The organism is Actinoplanes sp. CA-252034, from assembly GCF_050956125.1.
In the GTDB taxonomy this organism is placed as follows: Bacteria; Actinomycetota; Actinomycetes; order Mycobacteriales; family Micromonosporaceae; genus Actinoplanes.
This window is the reverse complement of the sequence record NZ_CP191846.1, coordinates 1,880,710-1,903,715: the sequence shown is the minus strand read 5'-3', so window position 1 is coordinate 1,903,715 and position 23,006 is coordinate 1,880,710. Positions and strand designations below refer to the sequence as shown.

Sequence of the window (23,006 nt, the reverse complement as noted above, 5' to 3'; positions counted from 1 at the left end):
TCGTTTCGGTCCGCCGGATTCTGCGACCGGCGGAGGGGTCTGCATGCCGACCGCAGGGACGGCCGACAAAAAGGCGTCCGGCGCCGCACCCAGAACTTCGATGACGGGGGGCTCGGCCGGACTGCCGGCAGCGTCGCCGTCACCCGTGACACTATCCGAGCCCACGCACCCCCGAAGCGGCGGGGCGCGACCTGAACGTTACCTAAACGGATCACAGCGACGTTACCGACGACGCGATCAGCCTGGCCCGGGTGGCCACGCCCGACAAGGTCCGAAGGTCCCCCGATCGTGGTGACCGGGATCACCGGTCAGCAGGCCATCATCTCCGGGGTGACGGCCGCCTCGGTGTCCGGGATCCCGAGATCGCGGGCCCGCTTGTCGGCCAGGGCCAGCAGCCGCCGGATCCGGCCGGCGATCGCGTCCTTGGTCAGCGGCGGCTCGGCCAGGGCGCCCAGCTCCTCCAGCGAGGCCTGCCGGTGCTCCAGGCGCAGCCGGCCGGCCGACGTCAGATGGTTCGGCGCGTCCTCGGAGAGGATCTCCAGCGCCCGCGTGACCCGGGCCGCGGCCGCGACCGCCGCGCGGGCCGAGCGCCGCAGGTTCGCGTCGTCGAAGTTGGCCAGCCGGTTCGCGGTGGCGCGCACCTCACGGCGTACCCTCCGCTCCTCCCAGGCCAGCACGCTGGAATGCGCGCCGACCCGGGTGAGCAGCGCGGCGATCGCGTCCCCGTCCTTGATCACCACCCGGTCGACGCCGCGGACCTCGCGATCCTTCGCGGTGATGCCGATCCGCCGCGCCGCGCCGCGCAGCGCGAGCGCCGCCTCCGGGCCCGGGCAGGTGATCTCCAGGGCGCTGGAGCGACCGGGCTCGGTCAGCGATCCGTGCGCCATGAACGCGCCCCGCCACGCCGCCACCGAGCAGCACACGTTGCCGCTCACCACGTGCTGTGGCAGGCCACGGACCGGACGGCCGCGCACGTCGAGCAGCCCCGTCTGGCGGGCCAGCACCTCGCCGTCCTTGACGATCCGCACGATGTAGTGACTGCCCTTGCGCAAGCCGCCGGAGGCCAGCACGTGCACCTCGCTGGGGTAGCCGTAGACGTCGGCGATCTCCCGCCGCAGCCGCCGGGCCACCGCGCCGGTGTCCAGCTCCGCCTCCACGACCACGCGGCCGGAGACGATGTGCAGCCCCCCGGCGAAACGCAGCAGCGCCGCCATCTCCGCCCGGCGGCAACAGGGCTTGGGCACGTCGACCCGGCTCAGCTCGTCCTTGACCGCTGCCGTCATCGCCATCGTGTTGTCACCTCATGCGCCGGATCTTGAACAGGGTGTGCCGCAGTAATCAACGAGTGGCGCCCAATACTGGCACCAGGGCGGCGCCCAATGACTCAGGATCATGCCGTGGGCTGCCGTCCGCAACGGCCACGGGCACCAGAACCAGGTCTGCGCCCAGATCGTGAGCTGCCGCCCGGACCGGCTCCGGCTCGCCCACCCACTTCGCGTCGGCGAGAACCGTGTCGATCCGGAGCTGTGGAAGGTACCAGTGGAGCGCCGCCAGGTGATCGGCGGTGGACAGCCCGGCCGTCTCCCGGTCGGGGCTGAGGTTGAGGGTGACAAGCCGGCGGGCCGGGCTCGCCACTATCGCCGCGGCCAACTCCGGGACCAGCAGGTGTGGCAGGACACTCGTATACCAGCTGCCGGGCCCGAAGATCAGCCAGTCGGCGGCGCCCACCGCCTCGATCACCTCCGGGCACACCGGCGGGTCCTGCGGCACCAGGCGCAGCGAGGCCACCCGCCCGTCGGCGACGGCCACCGCATGCTGACCGGAGACGGTCACCCGGCTCCCGTCGGCCGCCACCACGTCGGCCTCGATGCCGACCGCGTGCCGCGCCATCGGCAGCACCCGGCCCCGCGCGCCGACCATCTCGGCGGCGTGGTCGAGGGCGGCCACCGGGTCGCCGAGCATCTCGATCAGCCCGAGCAGCAGCAGGTTGCCGACCGCGTGCCCGGCCAGGGTGTCCTGACTGCGGTCGGCCCGCCGCTCGATCCGTGGCCCGCGGCCCGCGGCGGCGGGCATCGCCATCGACATCGCGGCGAACCGATGCTGCATGAGACGTGCGGTGAGCCGGTGCGTGGGATGGTCGTCGGCCAGCGCGGCCAGCGCCTGCCGCAGGTCGCCCGGGGGCAACAGAGCGTCGCGCTCGACCCGCAGCCGGCCACTGGAGCCACCGTCGTCACCCACCGTGACGATCGCGGTGATCTCCAGATCCAGCTGACGTGTGCTGTGCCGCAGGGCGCGGAGCGAGGCGCCCAGTCCGTGTCCGCCGCCGAAGGCGACCACCCGGGTCGCCGTCACTCGCGCCCCAGGTCACGGTGCGAGGTGTGTGCGGACAGGCGCATGCCGGCCAGCCGGGACGTGAGCTCCTCGGCGATCGCCACGCTGCGGTGCTTGCCGCCGGTGCAGCCGATCGCCACGGTCAGATAGCGCTTGCCCTCCCGCTCGAAACCGGGAGCGGTGGCGGCGATCAGGCCGGCGTAGGTGGCGACGAAGTCGGTCGCGCCCTCCTGGCCCAGGACGTAGCTGCTCACGCCCTCCTCCAGGCCGGTGTGCTCGCGCAGCTCCGGCACCCAGAACGGGTTGGGCAGGAACCGGGCGTCCAGCACGTAGTCGGCGTCGGGAGGCAGGCCGTACTTGAAGCCGAACGAGAGCACGGTGATCCGCAGCCGGCGCGAGTCCTCCCCGCCGAACAGCTCCTCGACCCGGCGGCGCAGCTGATTCACGTTCAGGTGGCTGGTGTCGATGATCACGTCGGACTGCTCGCGGGCCTCCGCGAGCAGTTTGCGCTCGGCGGCGATACCGTCGGCCAGCCGCCCGTCACCCTGCAGCGGATGCGAGCGCCGCACCGACTCGAAACGCCGGATCAGCACCTCGTCGTCGGCGTCCACGAACACCACCCGCGGCGAGAAACCGCGCTCCTTCAGAGCGCGCACCGCTCCGGCCAGGTCGGTGGAGAAGGCCCGGCTGCGCACATCGAGCACCATGGCGGTACGCCGTGCGGCGCCCCCGGCCGCGAAGGCCAGCTCCGCCATCTCCAGCATCAGGGCCTGCGGCAGATTGTCGACCACGTAGAAGCCGACATTCTCCAGCGCCCGTGCCACCGTGCTGCGGCCACCGCCGGACAGACCGGTCACCACCACCAGGTCGGTCCCCGCCTCGTCGGGCTCCACCACCTCGTCGGGCCCGAGATCCGGCATCGCTTCGGTCACCACGCCTCCTGCGTCATCACTCCCGCGCTGATTCGGCGGACACAACATGGTAGGCCGCCGGGAGGTCACCGCCCCGGAGTCTTCCCCGTCTCGGGTGAACGCAGCGCGGCCAACACCGATTCCGCGGTCTTCAAACCGATGCCGGGAACCTCGGCGATCTCCTCCGGAGTGGCGGCGGCCAGCCGCTTCAGCGAGCCGAAGTGGCGCAGCAGGGCCTTACGGCGGACCTCGCCCAGGCCGGCCACCTCGTCGAGCGCGGACTCGGTCATCCGCTTGGACCGGCGCTGCCGGTGGAAGGTGATGGCGAACCGGTGCGCCTCGTCACGCACACGCTGCAGCAGGTAGAGCGCCTCCGAGGTACGCGGGAGGATGACCGGGAAGTCGTCGGCCGGCAGCCACACCTCCTCCAGCCGCTTGGCCAGCCCGCACAGCGCCACATCGGTGACGCCCATCTCGGACAGGACCGCGGCGACCGCGTTGACCTGCGGCTGGCCGCCGTCGACCACGATCAGCTGAGGAGGGTACGCGAACCGGCGCGCCTTGCCGGTCAGCGGATCGATGCCGGGCAGCTCGCCCTCGGCTGTGGTCTCCTCCGGTGGCGACATCGCCTTATACCTCGCGAACCGCCGCCGCATCACCTCGCTCATCGCGGACAGGTCGTCCATGCCGCTGCCGTCCGGGTTGCCGCGGACGATGAAGCGCCGATACTCGCTCTTGCGCTCCAGCCCGTCCTCGAAGACCACCATCGAGGCGACCACGTCGGTGCCCTGGATCTGCGACACGTCGAAGCACTCGATGCGCAGCGGCACGCCCTCCATGCCGAGCGCCTCGGCGATCTCCTCGAGCGCCTTGTTACGGGTCGTCAGATCACCGGCCCGCCGCAGCTTGTGGCGCTGCAGCACCTCGGCCGCGTTACGTGCCACGGTCTCCATCAGCGCCTTCTTGTCGCCGCGCTGCGGGATCCGCAGGGCGACCCGGCTGCCCCGGTGCCGGCCGAGCCAGTCGGCGAGCGCGTCGGCGTCCTCGGGCAGATCGGGGACCAGCAGCTCCTTGGGAACGTCGCTCTCGTCCTGCTCGCCGCCATACATCTGGCTGCAGAAGTGGTGGACCAGGTCGCCGGTGGTCAGGTCCTCCACCTTCTCCACCACCCAGCCGCGCTGGCCGCGGACCCGGCCGCCGCGCACGTGGAAGACCTGGACGGCGGCCTCCAGCGGATCCTCCGCGAAGGCGACGATGTCGGCGTCGGTGCCGTCGCCGAGGACGACGGTCTGTTTCTCCAGGGCGCGGCGCAGAGCCATCAGGTCGTCGCGCAGGCGGGCCGCGCGCTCGAACTCCAGATCCTCGGAGGCCTGCAGCATCTCCCGCTCGACCCGCTTGAGGAACAGGTCGGTGCGGCCGGCCATGAAGTCGCAGAAGTCGTCGACGATGCCCCGGTGCTCCTCCGGCGTGACCCGGCCGACGCACGGGGCCGAGCACTTCCCGATGTCACCGAGCAGGCAGGGCCGGCCGATCTGGTGGGCCCGCTTGAAGACGCCGGCCGAGCAGGTACGCGACGGGAAGACCCGCAACAGCAGGTCGAGGGTCTCGCGGATGGCCCAGGCGTGCGAGTAGGGGCCGAAGTAGCGGACGCCCTTGCGCTTGGCGCCGCGCATCACCTGCAGGCGGGGGAACTCCTCGTCGAGGGTGACGGCGAGGAACGGATACGACTTGTCGTCGCGATATTTGACGTTGAAGCGGGGGTCGAACTCCTTGATCCAGGAGAACTCCAGCTGCAGCGCCTCGACCTCGGTGCCGACGGTGACCCAGTCCACACTGCCGGCGGTGGTGACCATCTGCTGGGTGCGCGCGTGCAGCGACCAGACGTCGGCGAAGTAGGAGTTGAGCCGGTTGCGCAGGCTCTTCGCCTTGCCGACATAGATCACCCGGCCGGACGGGTCACGGAAGCGGTAGACGCCCGGGGCATCGGGGATGGTACCGGGAGCCGGACGATAGGTGGACGGGTCTGGCACAACCCCAACACTAGTGCGTGGGACTGACAGAATTGCCCGGCCGCGGGCCCGGTGCCGCCGCCACGGCGCCGGGCCTGCGATTCGTCAGGCGGAGGCCACCACGTTGTCGCCGTCCAGCTCGACCTTGGTCTCGGCGAGCGGGGTGCCGGCCGGGCCGGAGATCGGCGAGCCGTCCTCGATGGAGAACAGGCTGTTGTGGCACTTGCAGGCGATCTGGTTGTTCTTGATCTCGGTCACCTTGCACTGCTGGTGCGTACAGATGTTGCTGAACGCCTTGAAGGTGCCCTCGCTGGGCTGCGTGACGACCAGGTCGTCGAGGATCACGCCGCTGCCCACGGCCACCTTGGACGCGGCGACCAGCACGGTGCCGTTACCGCCGCCGCTGCTCGTGCCGTCGGCCGCGGTGCTGCCCGCGGGGACCGGGTTGTTGTTGAAGTCGGTGCCGTTCGGGTTGGTGCCGCTGGAGTCCGTGCCGCAGGCCGCCAGGGCCGCGGCCACACCGACACCGCCGGCGCCCATCAGGACGACGCGTCGTGTCGAGGTGGAGCCCGTGCGGTCCTGCTGGATCTCGGCGTCGGTCCTCGGCTGCACGTCAGTCATTTGTCGCCCTCCACTACCTGTCTTCTGCCGCCAATGTCACGCGGAGTCGCCCCGGAATACGGATCAGGGTCCACGATCAGTTCAACGTGCCAAGCGGAGATCCTCCCGCTTCCTCCGTGTTCGGCCGACCCTTTTGCCGGGGTGGGCCGAACAGCGGGGCACCCGGCCGACCTTAGGAGACCAACCGGGTGCCGTAGCTGAGAGTCGTCTAAGAATCTTCTAAATCAGGCCGTCGCCGTGGCCTTCGCCCGGGAGCGGGTGACACGGGTCCCGTTGGCCTTCGCCGCCCGCCCGACCGCGTCCTTCGACCCGCCCGGCTCACCGGACAGGCCGAGCATGTGCCGCAGGAACTGCCCGGTGTGGCTCTCCGGCACCTCGGCCAGCTCCTCGGGCCGCCCGGCCGCCAGCACCAGGCCGCCCTTGCTGCCGCCCTCCGGGCCCATGTCGATCAGCCAGTCCGCCGACTTGATCACGTCGAGGTTGTGCTCGATCGTGATCACCGTGTTGCCCTTGTCGACCAGGCCGTTGAGCACCAGCAGCAACTTGCGGATGTCCTCGAAGTGCAGGCCGGTGGTCGGCTCGTCGAGGACGTAGACGGTCCTGCCGGTGGAGCGTTTCTGCAGCTCGGAGGCGAGCTTGACGCGCTGCGCCTCACCGCCGGACAGGGTCGTCGCGGGCTGGCCCAGCCGCACGTAGCCCAGGCCGACCTCGACCAGGGTGCGCAGGTGCCGGTGGATCGACGGCAGGGCCGAGAAGAACTCGGCGGCCTCCTCGATCGGCATGCTCAGGATCTCCGAGATGGTCTTGCCCTTGTAGTGCACCTCCAGGGTCTCCCGGTTGTACCGGGCGCCCTTGCACACCTCGCACGGGACGTAGACGTCCGGCAGGAAGTTCATCTCGATCTTGATGGTGCCGTCGCCCGAGCAGTTCTCGCAGCGGCCGCCCTTGACGTTGAAGGAGAACCGGCCCGGACCATACCCCCGGACCTTGGCCTCCGTCGTCTCGGCGAACAGCTTGCGGATGTGATCGAAGACACCGGTGTAGGTGGCCGGGTTGGACCGCGGGGTGCGGCCGATCGGTGACTGGTCGACACCGACCACCTTGTCCACGTTCTCCAGGCCGGTCACCCGGGTGTGCCGGCCGGGAACCTGCCGGGCGCCGTTGATCTGGTTGGCCATCACGGTGTGCAGGATGTCGTTGACCAGCGTCGACTTGCCCGAGCCGCTGACACCGGTGACCGCGATGAACTGGCCCAGCGGGAACGGCACGGTCAGGTTGCGCAGGTTGTGCTCGCGGGCGCCGTGCACCACGACCTCACGGCCGGCGGTCTGCGGCCGGCGGGTGGCCGGCAGCGGGATCGACTTCCGGCCGGACAGGTAGGTGCCGGTGGGCGACTCCTCGTTCGCCAGCAGGCCCTCGACCGTGCCGCTGTGCACGATGTGGCCACCGTGCTCGCCCGCGCCGGGGCCGATGTCGACGACCCAGTCCGCGGTCCGGATGGTGTCCTCGTCGTGCTCCACCACGATCAGCGTGTTGCCCAGGTCACGCAGCCGTTTGAGGGTCTCGATCAGCCGGTGGTTGTCCCGCTGGTGCAGGCCGATCGACGGCTCGTCCAGCACGTAGAGGACGCCGGCCAGGCCCGAGCCGATCTGAGTGGCGAGCCGGATGCGCTGCGCCTCGCCACCGGACAGGGTGCCGGCGCCCCGATCCAGCGAGAGATAGTCCAGGCCGACGTCGACCAGGAAGCGCAGCCGGGCGTTGATCTCCTTGAGCACGCGCTCGGCGATGATCTTCTGCCGGTCGTCGAGCTCGATGCCGGCGAGCAGCTCGGCGCAGTCACCGACGGACAGGTTGCAGATCTCGGCGATGTTCTTGCCGGCCAGCGTGACCGCGAGCACCTCGGGCTTGAGCCGGGCACCACCGCAGACCGAGCAGGGCACGTCACGCATGTACCCCTCGTACTTCTCGCGCGACCAGTCGCTCTCGGTGTCGGTGTGCCGCCGCTCGATCCATTGCACCACGCCCTCGAAACCGGTGTAATACGAGCGCTCGCGCCCGTACTTGTTCCGGTACCGGACGTGGACCTGGTCCTCGGCGCCATACATGATCAGTTTCTGGGCACGGGTCGGCAGCGCCCGCCACGGGGTGTCCAGCGTGAAGCCCTCGGCGCCGGCCAGCGCCTCCAGCAGGCGAAGGAAATACTCCTGGGTGGTGCCGCCGGCCCACGGCTGGATCGCGCCCTCCCGCAGGCTCTTCTCCTCGTCGGGGATGAGCAGCTCCGGGTCGACCTCCTTCTTCGTGCCGAGGCCGGTGCACTCGGGGCACGCGCCGTACGGCGCGTTGAAGGAGAAGACCCGTGGCTCCAGATCCTCGATGGCCAGCGGGTGGTCGTTGGGGCAGGCCAGGTGCTCGGAGAAGCGGCGCTCGCGCTCCGGGTCGTCCTCCGGCAGGTCGACGAAGTCGAGCAGGACGATGCCGCCGGCCAGCCCGAGCGCGGCCTCGACCGAGTCGGTGAGGCGCTGCTTGCTGGACGCCTTCACGCTGAGCCGGTCGATCACCACCTCGATGGTGTGCTTCTCCTGCTTCTTCAGCTTCGGCGGCTCGGTGAGCGGGTGGACCACCCCGTTGACCCGGGCCCGCGCGTAGCCCTTGGCCTGCAGCTCGGCGAAGAGGTCGACATATTCCCCCTTGCGGCCGCGGACCACCGGGGCCAGCACCATGAACCGGGTGCCCTCCTCCATGGCCAGCACCCGGTCGACGATCTGCTGCGGGGTCTGCCGGCTGATCCGCTCCTTGCAGACCGGGCAGTGTGGGATGCCGGTCCGGGCGAAGAGGAGGCGCAGGTAGTCGTACACCTCGGTGATCGTGCCGACGGTGGACCGCGGGTTCCGGTTCGTCGACTTCTGGTCGATCGACACCGCAGGGGACAGGCCCTCGATGAAGTCGACGTCCGGCTTGTCCATCTGGCCGAGGAACTGCCGCGCATACGAGGACAGCGACTCCACGTAGCGCCGCTGCCCCTCGGCGAAGATCGTGTCGAAGGCGAGGCTGGACTTGCCCGACCCGGAGAGACCGGTGAAGACGATCATGGCGTCCCGGGGCAGGTCGAGGTTGACGTCACGCAGGTTGTGCTCGCGAGCGCCACGGATTGTCAGTCGGTCGGCCACGGCCAGCCTCTCCGTACAGGTGTATGAGTCGAGCAGACACTCTAGCTACGGGGTACGACAATTTCCCGCACCGGCCTGCTCACTCCTACGAGTTAACTCTCCAGACCTCGACGCCGCCCACCAGCTCCGGCTGACCGAGCATCTCGACCAGCAGCCTGCGGAGCACCGGGGTCTGCGGCTCGTCCGGGACCAGCACCAGGACGGCTGCCCGCCAGTACGCCAGGTCGGCCTTGATCTGGTTGCGGCGCCACTCGGTCATCTTCGGGATCTCACCGGTACGCGCCACGGTCCGGAACAGCCACGAGGTGTAGCGGTGTGGCGCGGACCACGATCCGGTGTCATCCTTCGGCGGGTCCTTCGGGCCCATGAAGTAGCCGCGCGGCGTCGCGTAGTCGAGGTTGGTGAGGGTCGCCCAGCGCTGGCCGGTGCGGCCGGTCGTCACCTCCGGCATCGGGACGGTGATCAGGGTCCGGCCCTCCGGCACGTACTGCTTGTAGATGCCGGCGGTGATGAACTCCGGCCGCGGCGTGCCCTCGAAGACCGGCAGCGGCCGCGGGATCAGCGGGACCAGGGCCAGCACCAGACCGATCTTGAACAGCCGGCGGCGGCGCTCCGGGTACTCCCTGATCTTGTCCACGGCGAAGGCAAGCAGGACGCCGGCGACCATGGACGGCACCATCGCGAACCGGCTCACACTGACCAGGTCGATCACCGGGACGTGCTTGATCAGCGCGAACGGCAGCGGGATGTCGGTCCGGAACCCGGCGATCTGCATCTTGGGCCCGAGCGACATGACCAGCAGCACCATGCCGGCGATCGCGGTGGCCCGCATCGCCGAGTTTCGCCACAGGATCACGATCGACACGATGATCATCACGAGGCCGAACGGGCCCCAGAACGTGTTGTCCTCGGTGGCGCTCACGCTCAGCCGGCGGGTGATCGCCCCGATGCCGAACAGCGAGTTACGGGCGTACGCGCCCAGCGACGCCACGTCCATGACGTAGGTGGTCGGGTCGAACGGCTGTCCGTGGTAGGTGCCCTTGCCGAAGAACTGACGCCACAGCGGGTAGGCGGCCAGCGCGGTCGAGGTGAGCGCCGCCACCGCGAGCCCGCCGACGAACCGCTTCCACACCAGCCTGGTCTCGGCCCGCTCCATCAGCGCGTAGCTGACCGCGAAGACGCCGAGCGTGAGCGCGGCGAAGAGCAGCGCCTCCTCGTTGATGAAGATCTGCACGACGATCAGCAGGCCCAGGATCACGCCGCTGCGCCAGGCCCGGCCGGGCTCACGCAGTCGCAGCACCTGCCACACGATGAAGGGCAGCAGGTAGTTGTTGACGAAGTTCACGTGGCCGTTCGCGTGCGACACCATGGCCGGGCCGAGACCGGCGAAGGCCGCGCCGATCGCGGCGGCCACCCGGCTGCGGCCCAGCGGGCGTGACAGCACCCAATACCAGGCGGCCGCGGTGCCGGCCAGGCCCAGCGTCATCAGCAGCACGACCGTCACGCCACCACCGAAGAAGTGCGTGACCGGCGCCAGCGGCAGGGCCAGGGCCAGGATCGACGTGTTGGCCATCATGTTCACGCCGTAGGGGACGTTGAACCGGTTCTCGTAGAAGAGCGGCCCGCCGTCGAACACCACCCGCTCGGCATGCGCCAGCATGAACAGGAAGATGCCGTGGTCGGAGTCGTTGCCCTGGAGCACCCGGCCGTTCGGATCGATCCACAGCTTGATCATCACGAGCACGCCGAGGGCGAGGAAGCCGAGCATCAGCCAGGTCTCGGCCCACCGCCACCGCACCCGCGGCTTCTCCGGAGGCTCGGGAGTCGCCTCCGCCACGTCCCCCGCGACCTCGGCCGCCTGCTTATCGGTCATCTCATCCGCCGCACGCACCGGCCGCATTCTGCCAGAGCGCCGCACGCCCCAGATGCCGGTGTGGCCGTATCGGCGACCACGCAGCAGCCCGGCGGCCGCCTGGCCGCCGGGAGCCGGCGGCCACCCGCGCCCGGACAGCCGCGGGACGCCGCGTGGCCGTACCGAATCCGGGTTATAGAAGACGGGAGCTCGGCGGCGCGGGGATCCGGCGGGAGCGCGCCAACCTCGCGGATCGCCGGCCGCTCTCCACCTCGACCTCGCGGCGCAGTTTGCGCCAGCTGGCCAGGCGCCGCGGCGGGAGCGAGCCGTCGGCGAGAGCGTCCTGCACCGCGCAGCCCGGCTCGGTCTCGTGCCGGCAGTCGTCGAACCGGCAGCGCCCGGCCAGGTCGGTGACGTCGGCGAAGGCGCGTTCCAGACCGCCCTCGGTGTCGAGCAGGCCGACACCCCGGATGCCCGGCGTGTCGATCACCGCGCCGCCGTCCGGCAGCACCACCAGGTTGCGGTAGGCGGTGGTGTGCCGGCCCTTGCCGTCGGCGTCGCGGATCGCCTGCACCGGCATGACGGTGGCTCCGGCCAGGGCGTTGGCCAGTGTCGACTTGCCGGCACCGGAGCGGCCCAGCAGGGCCAGCGTGCGACCGGGACCGACGTGCCCACGCAGCTCGGCGAGGCCGACGCCGCGCTGGACGCTGACCGGCAGCACCGGCACGCCGGGGGCCAGGGCGGCGATCTGCCGGGCGATCGCGGCCGGGTCACGGGTGGTGTCGGTCTTGGTGAGGACCAGCAGCGGGTCGGCGCCGGACTCCCAGGCCAGCGCGAGCAGGCGCTCGACCCGGGCGTCGTCCGGCTCCGGATGGATCGGCTCGACGACGGCGACGGCGTTCATGTTGGCCGCCAGCACCTGACCCGACGCGTCCTTGTCGGCGGTGCGGCGGATCAGCGTGGTCCGGCGGGGCAGGACGAGCTCCAGGGTGGTACGTCGGTCCGGCCACTGGCGCAGCACCACCCAGTCGCCGGAACAGGGCATCAGCGCGGGATCGCGGGCGACGTCGATCATGACGGAGCCGCCCAGGGTGGCCCGGGTCACGCCGTCGGTGGTGAGCACGGTGCACACGCCGCGGTCGGTGCGCAGCACCCGGCCCGGTGTCGCGTCGGCCCGGTCGAACCGGTGGTACAGGGATGCGAAGTGGTCGTCCCAGCCGAGCTGGGACAGGTGGTACGACATGGGAGCCCTTTACGGTCTCGAGAGGGCGGAGCCCCCGGGTGAAGGGACGCGGCAGACACTGAACGGCACGGTCCTCACCTCCTCCGCGGGTTGATCGTCGCGTCTGGCACCGACGGTACGACCGCGGTCACCATGGGCGAAAGCGAATTCCGCCGGCCCCGGATAGGGTCGACCGGTGAGCACTGACTACACCGGTGACGTCGTCCGTGGCGGCGAGCCCGCGGTCCGCGATCTGGGTGGCGGCCTGACCCTGACGAAGGTGTCGGTCGGCCCGATGGACAACAACGCCTACCTGCTCAGCGCCGGCGGCGAGCAGCTGCTGATCGACGCCGCCAACGACGCGGGCACACTGCTCGATCTGATCGGCCCGGCCGGGCTGCGCACGGTGGTGACCACCCATCGCCACGGCGACCACTGGCAGGCCCTGGCCGAGGTGGTGAAGGTCACCGGCGCCGGGTCGCTGGCGCACGCCGACGACGCCGGGGAGATCCCGGTGGTGACCCGGGCACTGACCGACGGCGACACCGTCGAGGTCGGCGGGCACGTCCTCGACGTGATCCACGTCGTGGGGCACACGCCGGGCTCGATCGTGCTGTCCTACCGGGGCGAGCACCTGTTCACCGGCGACAGCCTCTTCCCCGGCGGGCACGGGCGGACCACCGGCCCCGACGACCACGCCCAGATCATGGACGACCTGGAGGCCAAGGTCTTCGGCCGGTTCGGCGACGGCACGTGGTTCTATCCGGGCCACGGCAAGGACTCGACCCTCGGCGCCGAGCGTCCGTTCCTCGCGGAGTGGCGCGCCCGCGGCTGGTGATGCCGGGTCAGGCGGGGCGCAGGCTGTGGGCCAGGTCCCGGAGAGCGGCCCGGTCGGGGCGGTCGGTCTTCGCCATCAGGCGGGCCACGTGTTTCTCGACCGTTCGCGGCGACAGGTGCAGGCGGGTGGCGATCTCCTGATTGCCGAGGCGGGCGGCGATCAGGTCGAGCACCTCGTACTCGCGGACGGTGACGCCCCGCGCCCGTAACGCGGCCGGGATGTTGTCGACGCCGTCGCGGCGCTGGCCGACCGTGACACCGGCCTGGCGCAGCAGCGCGCGGCACGCCCGGGCCACCGCGGCGTGCTCCGACTCGTGGAAGTGCTCCTCGGCCCGGCGCAGCCAGGCGACCGGGTCCCCCAGCCGTCGGCCAGCGCCGCCTCCGACGCCAGGCGCAGCGTCAGGTGCAGGGCCAGGGGGTACGGCTGCGCCGCCCCGATCGCCTCCCGTGCCGCGGCCGACGCGCCCGCCGGGTCGCCGCGCCGCCCGAGCAGCACGGCCCGGGCCATCTCGGCGAACTGCCGGTTCCACCGCAGGCGGCGCACCCCACCGGACCCGTCGGCCAGGATCGCCGGGTCGTCGAGGTCGCCGGTGACGGCCCGGAGCAGCAGGTCCAATCCGGCGCGGCCGTTGATCGGGGACAGTGCCGGGTTGCCGCCGTCGGCCCGCAGTGCGCCGGCCATCTCGTCGAGGGCTCGCGGCCGGTCCTCCTCCAGCAGCGAGCAGAAGACCCGGGCCAGGCCGAACACCTTGGCGTCGGCCGACGACTCCGGGTGGTAGCGGCGCAGCCCGGCCAGCCGGTTCTCCATCTCCCGGCGCTGGCCCTGATGGGCGGCGACGACGGCGCTGGTCTGCCACAGGTGCCCGGCAGTCTCGACCATCTCGAGCCGGGTGGTCGCCGGCAGCGTCTGGGCGACGATCTCCTCCGCCTCGGCGAACCCACCCTGGAGGGCGACCTGCAGGGCGATGCTCGCCTCGGCCTGGTGTGCGGCGGTGACCGCGCCGATCGACCAGGCGTCCCGGCGGACCTGCCGCAGCCGGCGCAGGCTGCCGTCCCGGGCCGCGTCGTCGTTGCCGAGCCGGACCAGGGCGTGCACCTCCCACAGCCGCAGCCCGTGCCGGACCGCCAGCTCCCGGGAGTGTTCGAGGCAGGCGGTCGCCTCGTCGGTGTCGCGTTGCCGGACCAGCATGCCGAGCAGTTGCCAGGCCTGGCAGGCCACCACCGGCAGGTTGTGGCGCTCGGCGACCGCGGCCGCCCGCCGGGCCAGCTCCTCGGCCTTGCCGACCTGTTCCGGCCCGGGCAGCTCGATGATCAGATGCGCGGCCACCACGTCGACGGCGGCCGTCTCGGCCGGGGTGGCGTCGGCGCCGAGCTGCCGGCGGGCCTCGGCGACCTGGGCCAGCCCGTCGGCGGTCCGGGCGGCGAAGACGGCCGCCCAGGCGAGCCGGGTGTGCAGGACGGCCAGCCGCTGGCGGCTCAGCCCTCCGCCGAGACCGTCGAGCTCCGGCATCATCTGCATGGCCCGGTCGATCCGGCCGGCCTCGACCAGGGCCTGCACCAGGCGCTCGCTCGCGTCCGCGCGCAGGGCCGGGTCCACGGTCCGGCCGGTGGCCTGTTCGAGCAGGTCGACGGCGGAGGAGGCGGCGCCGTCGGCGAGCGCGCGGGACGCCGCCTCGATCAGGTGGCGGCCGGCGCCGTCGTGGTCACCGGCCTGCCGGCGCAGCCGGGCGGCCAGCTGGCAGAGCGTGCCGGGCAGGCCGGGGTGCAGTTTCTCCACCGTCTCGGCGGCCTGCCGGGCAAGGTCCGCGGTGTTGCCGGCGGGGCGGGACTCGAGCAGCGCCTCGGCGGTGACCGGATGGCGGAACGCATACCACCCGGGGGTGTCGGCGACCGGCTGGATCAGCTCGGCGGCGAGGCCGTGGTGCAGCTGGGACGTCAGGTCCTGCTCGCCGAGACCGGTCATCGCCGGCAGGGCGGCCAGCGGGAACCGCTCACCGAAGACGGCGGCCGCGGGCAGCAGCCGGCGCAGCTCGGGTGAACTGCTCTCCAGCCGGCGCGCCAGGCGGCGGGACAGCGAGCCGGGGATGCCGGCCTGCGGGCGGCCGGTCAGCTGCCAGCCGTCCGCGCCACGGACCAGGTGGCCGGCGTCGACCAGGCCGTCCAGCAGCTCCCCGGCCAGCGCAGGGTTGCCGGCGCTGGGCTGCCACACCAGGTCGAACAGGCTGTCACCGACCCGGGCGGCCGAGCAGTCCAGCCGGGCGGCGATGAGCTCACGCAGCTCGTCGCGGCCGAGCCGGGGCAGCCAGAGCAGCTCGGCGGCGCCCCGCTGGGCGGCCGACCGGGCCACGTCGAGTGCGGGGCCCTCCTGATCGAGCAGCGCGGCCACCATGGTGACCGGCTGGTCGGCCAGGTTGTCGGCGAGGTAGTCGACGATCGTCAGGGTCTCGGCGTCGGCGTCGTGCAGGTCGTCGAGCAGCAGCAGGCAGCCGCGCTCCCGGCCGGCCAGCGCCAGCAGCCGCAGCACGCCCTCGGCGAGAACGATCAGCGACTGCTCCTCGGGGCCGACGGCCGGATCGCGCCACTCCGGGATGAGCCGGCCCAGGACCAGGCGGTACGGCCCGAGAGCGTCCGCGGCGTGTGCGCCCGCCGACCGGGTGAACTGCAGGAGCGCCTCGGCCAGGGGGCGGAACGGCGTGGTCGGCGTGATCCCGCTGGCCCGGCCACGCAGCACGACCATGTCGGTACGGGCGAGCCGCCCCACCTCCGCGAGCAACCGCGACCGGCCGGCTCCGCTCTCACCGCGCAGGAAGAGACTGCCACCCTCGCCCTGTCGCGTACGGGCCAGGGCGTCGCCGATCTGCGAGAGCAGGCTGGCGCGTCCGCAGAAGGTCGGCATCAGCGCGTAGCTTATTGCTCACCATACGTCGATGTCCATCACTGCCGCCGGTGGACGGCCGGCGGCGGTGACGGACCTCGCGACGGTCAGTTGGGCTGGTTCGGCACGCTGATGCAGCAGCCGGTGCCGCCGCCCGCCTGCACCGGCGAGCCGAGCGACACGGCCCCGGCCACGAATCCCGCGGCTGCCGCGACGACCACGGCCACGCGCAGCCGGCTCTTCAGACCACGTGCGCTCTTCTTCTCGTTCATGGTGGTGCCTCCCCCGGGCCGTCGGGCCCCGCCGTGTGGTGGCTGATGGGAAGACCCTGTCACGCGGCGGCACGTCCGGGCATGGGTGCGTTGCACGTATGTTTGCTGTCGCCCGGTGCGACGGTGAGCGGAACCCGCCGGATCGCCCGGCGCGCGATGAGGAAGTCCCAGATCCGGTCGGCGGACTCGGCCGGCAGCATCCACGCGCGCCGGCGGGCATCGGCAATCGTCGACGGCTTCGTGAAGATCTTCAGGAACGGCACGGTACGGCGGGGCAGCAGCATGACCCGGCCGTCGGCCCGCCGGAAGGCCACCCGGTCGCCGGGCTCGTCCGGGTTCGCCCGCTGGATCTCGGCGAGCCGGCGCAGCACGTCCGGGTCCTGGCCGGGCAGCAGTTCGCCGTCGAGCACGAACTCCCGGTCCTCGTCCTCGGGCCCGCGCCGCACGCTGCGCTCCAGCAGATCGCTGACCGCGGTGCCGTACCGGTCGTGGTAGAAGAACGTGTGCGGGGTGTCGGTGCTGCTCACCCACGGCCGCGGGTACTCACCCATGTAGAGGCTGAGCTTGTCGGCCATCACCTCGTCGCGGACGGTCTGGCTGATCGGCTCGTCGAAGAGCAGCGTCCGGTCGATGTCGGCGCCCTCGAAGGAGCGGATGCCGCTGATCCCGAAGCGGTCCGGCTGCTTGGCCACGATGGCGCCCGGGGTGAGCACGAACTCGCCGAGCCCGCCGAAGGTCCACAGCTCACGGTTGTCCCGCAGGAAGCCCACCGAGTCGCGGGCCTCCTGGAGGGTCTCGGTCGGGAAACCGGTGAAGCCCATGATCTGTACGCCGATCCCGGCCCGGTGCATCGAGGACATCGTCTGGCGGACCTGCGCGGGTCTGGTCCCCTTGTCGATGAGGTCGAGGATCCGCTGGTTGCCCGACTCGAAGCCCACCGAGATCGCCGTGCAGCCGGCCCGTTTCAGCAGCTCGCACCGCTCGTCGGACCAGTATTTCTCGAGCCTGATCTCGGCGCCCCATCGCACGTCGATGCCCCGCTCGACCACCTTCTCGGCGAACCGCAGGATGGCCGCCGGCGCGAGCACGTCCACCGAGAAGTAGACGAACTGCGCGAACTTGGAGAGCTCCTCGACGTCGCGGATCATCCGGTCCACGGTGTCCTGCCGCCACGGGCTGGTCGGCCCGTCGGTGTTCAGCCCGTAGTCGCAGAACGTGCACTTGTTCCAGTAGCAGCCACGGGTCGGCGAGTAGTAGACGAACCGGGTCGGGCTGAGGTATTTGTCCCACGGCAGGTTGCTGAAGTCGGGGGTGGGCAGCTCGCCGAGCTTCTCGTAGTGCAGCATCGGCAGGGCGCGGACCGCCCCGTACCTCGGATGCAGTCGCACGTTGGGATGTTTGGTGGGCAGCGTCCCGGCGCCGAGGGCGTCGAGGATCTCGGTGTACGCGCTCTCCCCCTCCCCCACCACGAGGGCGTCGAAGTCGGCGAACAGCTCGAACAGCCGCCGGTGCTCGCGGATGTTCTTGTAGCAGTCGGAGACCTCGGTGCCGCCGGTGATCAGGAAGACGTCCGGCAGCTCCTCGCGGATCAGCCGGGCCAGCCACAGCGCGAACGGCAGCTGCCACTGGTAGGTGATGCTGATCCCGATCAGGTCGAAACCCCCGGCCCGCAGGCGGGGCAGCAGCGACTCCCGGTAGTACGGGGTGAACGGCCGGCTCAGCCGGGACAGCACCGCCGGGTCGGTCAGCGCCCGCAGCGAACCGATCTCGATCTCACGGGGCGCGTTGAGCTGGAAGCCGTTCTGGAACTGACCGGGGAAGCCGGCACCGGCGAGGCAGCTCATCCACGCCGAGACCCCGTCGACCGCCCGGTGGTAGGCGTCCAGGTCGAAGAACCGGTCCGGGTCCTGGAAGGTGGCGACCGCGTCCCGGATCGCCTCCGGGTCGGGCGTGCCGGTCTGCAGCAGGTGGGCCCGCTCGGTCAGGTCGGTGGTGGTCCGGGCCTCGCTGAGCGCCCGGTCCAGCCAGGCCACCGCCGACGGCGTCCAGGAGTGGTGGAACGCCTCGATGTTGGCGTCGATCACGGTCGCCGGGCGATGGCCCACCGACCGGGCGTACGAGTCGAGGTAGTTCAGCGAGTGGTAGCCGGACGTCGGGTCGGTCAGCGGAGGGTAGATGAGCGCGGCGTTCGGGCTGCTGGTCACTGATGCACCACCTCGAGGGGTCGGGTCGGGGGAACCACGGCGCCCGGAGCACCCGCAGGTATCCGATGAGGAAGCCGGCGAGCTCGCGGAGCTGGTCGAGGTCACGGAACCCGCGGTCCCAGGCGGCCGCGGTCAGTCCGGCCGGGTCGCAGCCCCACTGGGCGGCGAGCACCGCGTCGGCGATCTCGGCGCGGAACCGGGCCGGCCGCCCCTGCCGCCGGGTGAGGCTCGCCTCGATGGCCTTCGCGGTGACGACCGCCTCGCGGGCCGTGGCGAGCACATCGGCCCGGCGCAGCCCGGGCGGGATCATCGCCGGTGAGATCTGCCGGGTCTCGGCCGCCCCGAGGCTGCGGACCAGCAGTCGCAGCGTCGCCTCCGGGGCGGGCAGGTCCGCCTCGTCCGCGGTGAGCCAGGAGCCGTCCGGGACCGGCACGCCACGGCCGAGCCGGTCGGCCGTGAGCAGGGCCAGCTCCTCCAGGGCGGGGTCGTCCGGGGCGGCGCCGCTGAAGCCGGCCAGCACCCGGGCCCGATGCGCCGCCGCGAAGCCGGGATGCAGCACGCGCAGCGCCACCAGCAGCTCCCGTTCGCTGACCCCGCCGGTCTGCTCGTACCGGGAGCGCCAGCCCTCCAGGTAGGTGGTGTGCACGTGCCGGACCGGCTCGTCACCCGGCCCGGCCGGGCACAGCCGGGGGTCGCCGGCCGCGGCGGCCCGCAGCAGCCGCCGGGCGTCGTCGGCCTTCGCGTCGACCGGATGATCCCCCAGCCACGACCGCAGGCCATCCATCGCCGAGCCGGCCTGCAGCGCCAGCGAGCGCCAGGTCAGCAGCCGGAACGGGATGCCCGCGGCGACCTTCAGCAGGATCTCGCCCTCGTCCGGGCCGATCGCGCCGGCCCGGATCGCCTCACGGACGGCGATCCGGATGTTGACCAGCGGCACGCTCAGCGAGCGGTAGTCGTCCTCGTCGAGGCCGTGCACCACCGCGACCTCGTGGTCACCGGTCACCACGCCGTCCCGGTAGAGCTCGAACACGTCGCCGAAGCCGCGCATCCCGTACTGCCACAGCTCGGCGGCCCGGAGCGCGCCCATGCTGCTGCTGCCGGCCACGGTGACGCCGCGTTCCAGCAGGAGCAGGATCTCGCGGTGCCGGACCGGCGGGCGGTGCATGAAGAAGCCGTCGACGATCAGGACCCGGTCGTCCGGGCCGGGGGCCAGCCGCAGCAGGTCGCCGTGTCCGACCGGGGGCAGGATCCGGGCGCCGGGCAGCAGGGCGGCGGCCTCGGCGGCGGGCAGGCTGGGGCCGAGGAAGACCAGGTCAGACATCGCCGGCTCCGGGGCGCAGGGAGAGCGCGGCGTCGTCGACCAGGCGCAGGCCCGGTGCGATCACCCGGCTCACCGGGATGCCGATGTCGTCGTGGGTCAGGTCGACGACGAACGGCTCGTGACCGGTGTACTCCATGATCCGGCCGGCTACGTGCTGCACGAGGGCCTCCAGGTCCTGGCCGAGGGCGGTAACCGCGGGATCCGGCGGGCGGATCGGCTCGCAGGGCAGGTCGAGCGCCGGGGGCGGCGTGGCGTACGGGTCCGCGGCCATGTAGACCTCCCCGGAGATGTCGTCGCGGGCCCCTCCGACGGTCACCAGCCGGGACTGGGCCGCCTCCGCCAGCGCCCGGCCGACGGCCCGGCCCGGGTCGACGTGGCATCCGAAGCCACCGAAGACCATCGGGATCGAGTTGTCCCACATGGACGCGCCGTAGCACGGCAGCCCGGTCGGCCCGGTCAGATCGACAACCTCGACCCAGCTGGAGGAGCCGCGGATCGCGGCGAGCACGGCCATGGTCGACGGGTCGGCGCAGGTGTCCGGGTCGACGTAGCGGCGGTCGGCGAGGGCGGAGATCGCGTACGGCGTCATGCCGTCGCGTTCGACCAGCTCGAGCAGCGCGTGCAGGGTCGCCTCGGCCGCGGTGTTGCCGGTGGCCAGCCCGCTGCTGGTGGGCGTGAACAGGACGTCGTTGGGGCTGCCTCCGGCGGCGACGGTGAAGTCGAGGAAGACCAGGTCGTAGGGTGCGAGGTAGGTGCGCCCGGTGAGCAGGCCGCGGCCGGCGACCCAGTCCAGCACTGTCCGGCCGGTGAGCGGCGACCGCGGGGCCAGGTGCAGGGTGCGGGGGTCATAGCCGAGATCGAGATCAACGGCGGGCGCGCGTACGGCCATCGCGAGCCGCGGGTTCTCGGCGTGCCAGCCCTCGATGCTCTCCATCGTCGCGGCGACCCGGGACTGGGCCGCGGTGAGCCCGGTGCCGACGGTGACGGCCAGGCACCGTCCGGTGGGGCGGTAGGCCACGTGCACCGGCAGCCCGACCTCGTCCAGCCCGGTGATGTCGGCGACCCGGGTGATCCCGAACCCCGGCAGCAGCGGCCGGATCCGTTCCCAGGTCTGCTCGGCCGGCGCCGCCCGGAACGAGCCGGGCCGGATCGGGTGATCGTCGACGGTTGTCGGCACGACGGGTCCTCCCCGGGGTGGTGCGGGCCGGCGCGACGGGAGCGCGCCGGCCCGGGCCGTCACTTGGACTGGTAGAGGTTGTTGTTGACGTTGTTGCCCGCCGCGATCAGCTCGAGGTCCTCGTCGGTCAGCTCGCTCAGGTCGATCGGCGCGTGCTCGGGGACACGCAGGACGTGCGTGCCCGGGGTGCCGTGGAAGGCTTGCAGGATCTCGGTGCGGGTGAGCAGCTCCTCCGGCTGGCTCCGGTCGACCGTCACGGTCGCCGCGGGGTCGACCGGCAGCCCGGCCTCGATCGCGTACTGCTTCGGGTCGGCGAGCAGCGCCGACAGGGCGGCGTCGTCGCTCCAGACCTTGGCCAGCAGGCTCTGGTAGGCCCGGTCGAATTCGGAGAAGTCGGTCTCTTCGGCGCTCATGACACACGTCCTTCCGGTGGTACTGCGAATGGGGTGACGGCCCGGTGGTGCCGGTGGGGCCGTGATGCCGGGCCGGGAAGCGGCGGTGGCGTGACCACGACGCTAGGAACGGCCGGGCGGGCCGGGCAAGGGAACCGGCGGTGACGGCACGGGACGGTGCCGTCACGCTCCGGGCACGGAACCGATCGATGTCACGGTCGCCGGTCAGGTGCAGCAGCAGGGGCAGCAGCAGGCCCCGGTCGGGTCCACCCGGCGACCACGCTGTCCAGCTCGTGCTCGGACAGCTCCTGCTCGTCGAGCTCGTCGAGGGCCGGCACGTAGAGCAGGAACGGCCCGCCCCCGGTGACGGCGTCCGCCCACGCCCGCACCTGCACGTCGATGTCCGGGTCGACGTGCTGGGCGTCGCGGACCACCACGACCGGGATCTCCGGCGGCAGCAGCAGGTCGTGCTCGGCGAGCAGCCGGTGCGGGTCGGCGTCGAGCAGCAGCTCCTGGTCCGGCTCCGACCACACATCGGCGACCAGCCGGCCGTACGCGGCGATGAAGAGTGCGCGTTCTGACGGGTCCATCAGGTCTGTCTCCGCTCTCACGGGGGCTGTGGGATGCGCTCATCGTCGGCGCGGACACCGGCCCCGGCGGAGCACGGCATCGATCGGTGCCACGGTGCCGCGGGCCCGGGCACGGTTCGGTGCCGTGCCCGGCCCGGCGCCGCAACCTCGCCGAATACTCGGATCACGGCGGACGACGCCGGCTGAGGCAGAGGATCGGGTGGTCGACATGGCATGCCGGACGCGTGACGGGCTCGGGCGGATGGTGATCCCGATGGTCTTGTTCCTGGCCGTCGCCGGGTGCGCGGACCCGGGCACCGAGCCGGCGGCGGCACGGCCGGAACCCGCCGGGCCGAGCGCCGCCGGGTTCGACCCGGCGGCGGTGCTGGCCGAGTTCGACACGGCCGACTCGGCGGCCTCCAAGGCCGGCGACGGCGAGAAGCTGGCCGTCTGGGAGACCGGTCCCGCCCTGCAGAACAGCCTGGCCGGGGTGAAACGGGCCCGGCTCAGCAAACGGGTGCTGCCGGGCTTCAAGCATCAGGATGCCGTGTTCGCGGTGTCCGAGTCGTGCTTCGTGACCGCGGCCCGGATGGCCGTGGACGGGGAGGACCGGCCGCGTGCCGACGCCGGCCACTTCGTCCGGTCCGCGGACGGCCGGTGGCAGCTGAGCCACCACGTGATGGTCTCCGACGAGCTGGTGGCGGCCACCGGGGCGTTCCGGAGGGCGACCGCGCACCCCACCGACGAGCTGCTGGACGCGGCCCGGCGTACCGCCCTCACGGGTGAGGTCTTCAACCGCAGCATCGCCGGCCCCGCCGACACCACGGTCCTGGCGCGCAGCGCCGTCCTCGACGACCAGCTCGCCGCCGGATGGTCCATCTACACCCAGCAGATGGAGGCCGCGTCCATGCGGGTGGACCGGCGGCTGACCGCCTCGGAGTGGGCGCCGTGCGCGGCGAAGGCCGACGACGGGGTGGTGGGCTTCCTGACCCTGAACGTGGTCGACACCATCGTCTCCACCAGGGACGGCGCCGACGCGGTCCTCGCGCCGCCCGCCCCGGACCTGCTGGCCACCGGCCGGACCACGGCCGTGAAGGCGCACACCATCACCGTGTCCCGCGTCGAGGTCTTCCTGGTCAAGGCCCCGCAGGACGGGCCGGCCACCGTGCTCGGGCTCACCGACGCGGCCACCGAGATCACCGCCACCGACTGACACCCCACCGCCGCCCGCGATCTCCAGGATGGC

18 protein-coding genes are annotated in these 23,006 nt (G+C 72.0%); 2 read left to right on the top strand and 16 right to left on the bottom strand.

What is annotated here, in order from left to right:
* Positions 1-308: 308 nt before the first annotated feature.
* From whiA to rsgA, 8 genes are all read right to left on the bottom strand, one after another.
* Complete coding sequence (gene whiA / locus ACQPZW_RS08785) at positions 309-1,289, bottom strand: DNA-binding protein WhiA (RefSeq protein ID WP_433794326.1); 981 nt, start codon at positions 1,287-1,289, stop codon at positions 309-311.
* A gap of 49 nt (positions 1,290-1,338) precedes the next feature.
* A complete protein-coding gene (locus ACQPZW_RS08780; RefSeq protein WP_433794325.1) occupies positions 1,339-2,352 on the bottom strand; it encodes a gluconeogenesis factor YvcK family protein in 1,014 nt (337 codons plus the stop codon).
* Positions 2,349-3,251 (bottom strand): RNase adapter RapZ, encoded by a 903-nt coding sequence (gene rapZ, locus ACQPZW_RS08775; protein ID WP_433797478.1) that lies wholly within the window; start codon positions 3,249-3,251, stop codon positions 2,349-2,351. Before rapZ ends, ACQPZW_RS08780 begins: the two co-directional genes overlap by 4 nt.
* 77 nt (positions 3,252-3,328) lie before the next feature.
* Positions 3,329-5,272 carry an excinuclease ABC subunit UvrC gene (gene uvrC / locus ACQPZW_RS08770; RefSeq protein WP_433794324.1) on the bottom strand — a complete coding sequence of 648 codons (1,944 nt, stop codon included), beginning with the start codon at positions 5,270-5,272 and terminating at the stop codon, positions 3,329-3,331.
* 84 nt (positions 5,273-5,356) lie between these two features.
* Positions 5,357-5,872, bottom strand: coding sequence for a Rieske (2Fe-2S) protein (locus tag ACQPZW_RS08765; protein ID WP_433794323.1), 516 nt, complete (start codon positions 5,870-5,872; stop codon positions 5,357-5,359).
* A gap of 224 nt (positions 5,873-6,096) precedes the next feature.
* Positions 6,097-9,039 (bottom strand): excinuclease ABC subunit UvrA, encoded by a 2,943-nt coding sequence (uvrA, locus tag ACQPZW_RS08760; protein ID WP_433794322.1) that lies wholly within the window; start codon positions 9,037-9,039, stop codon positions 6,097-6,099.
* Between the two features lie 85 nt (positions 9,040-9,124).
* The gene (locus ACQPZW_RS08755; RefSeq protein ID WP_433794321.1) at positions 9,125-10,930 is read right to left on the bottom strand and encodes a glycosyltransferase 87 family protein; all 1,806 of its coding nucleotides are present in this window, start codon (positions 10,928-10,930) and stop codon (positions 9,125-9,127) included.
* Positions 10,931-11,084: 154 nt separating this feature from the next.
* Positions 11,085-12,134, bottom strand: coding sequence for a ribosome small subunit-dependent GTPase A (rsgA, locus tag ACQPZW_RS08750; protein ID WP_433794320.1), 1,050 nt, complete (start codon positions 12,132-12,134; stop codon positions 11,085-11,087).
* Positions 12,135-12,309: 175 nt separating this feature from the next.
* Here rsgA and ACQPZW_RS08745 point away from each other — a divergent pair, with 175 nt between their 5' ends.
* A complete protein-coding gene (locus ACQPZW_RS08745; RefSeq protein ID WP_433794319.1) occupies positions 12,310-12,951 on the top strand; it encodes an MBL fold metallo-hydrolase in 642 nt (213 codons plus the stop codon).
* Between the two features lie 7 nt (positions 12,952-12,958).
* Here ACQPZW_RS08745 and ACQPZW_RS08740 read toward each other — a convergent pair whose 3' ends face one another.
* From ACQPZW_RS08740 to ACQPZW_RS08705, 8 genes are all read right to left on the bottom strand, one after another.
* Entirely contained in the window at positions 12,959-13,123 is a 165-nt protein-coding gene (locus ACQPZW_RS08740) for a LuxR C-terminal-related transcriptional regulator (protein ID WP_433794318.1), read from the bottom strand.
* The gene (locus ACQPZW_RS08735; RefSeq protein WP_433794317.1) at positions 13,111-15,846 is read right to left on the bottom strand and encodes an ATP-binding protein; all 2,736 of its coding nucleotides are present in this window, start codon (positions 15,844-15,846) and stop codon (positions 13,111-13,113) included. Before ACQPZW_RS08735 ends, ACQPZW_RS08740 begins: the two co-directional genes overlap by 13 nt.
* Before the next feature lie 86 nt (positions 15,847-15,932).
* A complete protein-coding gene (locus ACQPZW_RS08730; protein WP_433794316.1) occupies positions 15,933-16,097 on the bottom strand; it encodes a hypothetical protein in 165 nt (54 codons plus the stop codon).
* Between the two features lie 59 nt (positions 16,098-16,156).
* Positions 16,157-17,941 (bottom strand): radical SAM protein, encoded by a 1,785-nt coding sequence (locus ACQPZW_RS08725; protein WP_433797476.1) that lies wholly within the window; start codon positions 17,939-17,941, stop codon positions 16,157-16,159.
* Complete coding sequence (locus ACQPZW_RS08720; RefSeq protein WP_433794315.1) at positions 17,871-19,622, bottom strand: TfuA-like protein; 1,752 nt, start codon at positions 19,620-19,622, stop codon at positions 17,871-17,873. The genes ACQPZW_RS08725 and ACQPZW_RS08720 overlap by 71 nt, the downstream gene beginning before the upstream one ends.
* Positions 19,615-20,799 carry a YcaO-like family protein gene (locus ACQPZW_RS08715; RefSeq protein WP_433794314.1) on the bottom strand — a complete coding sequence of 395 codons (1,185 nt, stop codon included), beginning with the start codon at positions 20,797-20,799 and terminating at the stop codon, positions 19,615-19,617. Before ACQPZW_RS08715 ends, ACQPZW_RS08720 begins: the two co-directional genes overlap by 8 nt.
* 59 nt (positions 20,800-20,858) lie before the next feature.
* The gene (locus ACQPZW_RS08710) at positions 20,859-21,212 is read right to left on the bottom strand and encodes a hypothetical protein (protein ID WP_433794313.1); all 354 of its coding nucleotides are present in this window, start codon (positions 21,210-21,212) and stop codon (positions 20,859-20,861) included.
* Positions 21,213-21,403: 191 nt separating this feature from the next.
* Positions 21,404-21,802 (bottom strand): hypothetical protein, encoded by a 399-nt coding sequence (locus ACQPZW_RS08705; RefSeq protein WP_433794312.1) that lies wholly within the window; start codon positions 21,800-21,802, stop codon positions 21,404-21,406.
* A gap of 232 nt (positions 21,803-22,034) precedes the next feature.
* Here ACQPZW_RS08705 and ACQPZW_RS08700 point away from each other — a divergent pair, with 232 nt between their 5' ends.
* Entirely contained in the window at positions 22,035-22,973 is a 939-nt protein-coding gene (locus ACQPZW_RS08700) for a hypothetical protein (protein WP_433794311.1), read from the top strand.
* The last annotated feature ends 33 nt before the right edge of the window (positions 22,974-23,006 follow it).

Coding starts and splice junctions, on each gene's coding strand:
- rapZ (WP_433797478.1), bottom strand. CDS start 3,251: ATGCCGGATCTCGGGCCCGACGAGGTGGTGGAGCCCGACGAGGCGGGG.
- ACQPZW_RS08700 (WP_433794311.1), top strand. CDS start 22,035: ATGGTCTTGTTCCTGGCCGTCGCCGGGTGCGCGGACCCGGGCACCGAG.
- ACQPZW_RS08765 (WP_433794323.1), bottom strand. CDS start 5,872: ATGACTGACGTGCAGCCGAGGACCGACGCCGAGATCCAGCAGGACCGC.
- ACQPZW_RS08730 (WP_433794316.1), bottom strand. CDS start 16,097: ATGAACGAGAAGAAGAGCGCACGTGGTCTGAAGAGCCGGCTGCGCGTG.
- ACQPZW_RS08735 (WP_433794317.1), bottom strand. CDS start 15,846: ATGCCGACCTTCTGCGGACGCGCCAGCCTGCTCTCGCAGATCGGCGAC.
- ACQPZW_RS08725 (WP_433797476.1), bottom strand. CDS start 17,941: ATGAGCTGCCTCGCCGGTGCCGGCTTCCCCGGTCAGTTCCAGAACGGC.
- ACQPZW_RS08720 (WP_433794315.1), bottom strand. CDS start 19,622: ATGTCTGACCTGGTCTTCCTCGGCCCCAGCCTGCCCGCCGCCGAGGCC.
- ACQPZW_RS08710 (WP_433794313.1), bottom strand. CDS start 21,212: ATGAGCGCCGAAGAGACCGACTTCTCCGAATTCGACCGGGCCTACCAG.
- rsgA (WP_433794320.1), bottom strand. CDS start 12,134: ATGTCGTACCACCTGTCCCAGCTCGGCTGGGACGACCACTTCGCATCC.
- whiA (WP_433794326.1), bottom strand. CDS start 1,289: ATGGCGATGACGGCAGCGGTCAAGGACGAGCTGAGCCGGGTCGACGTG.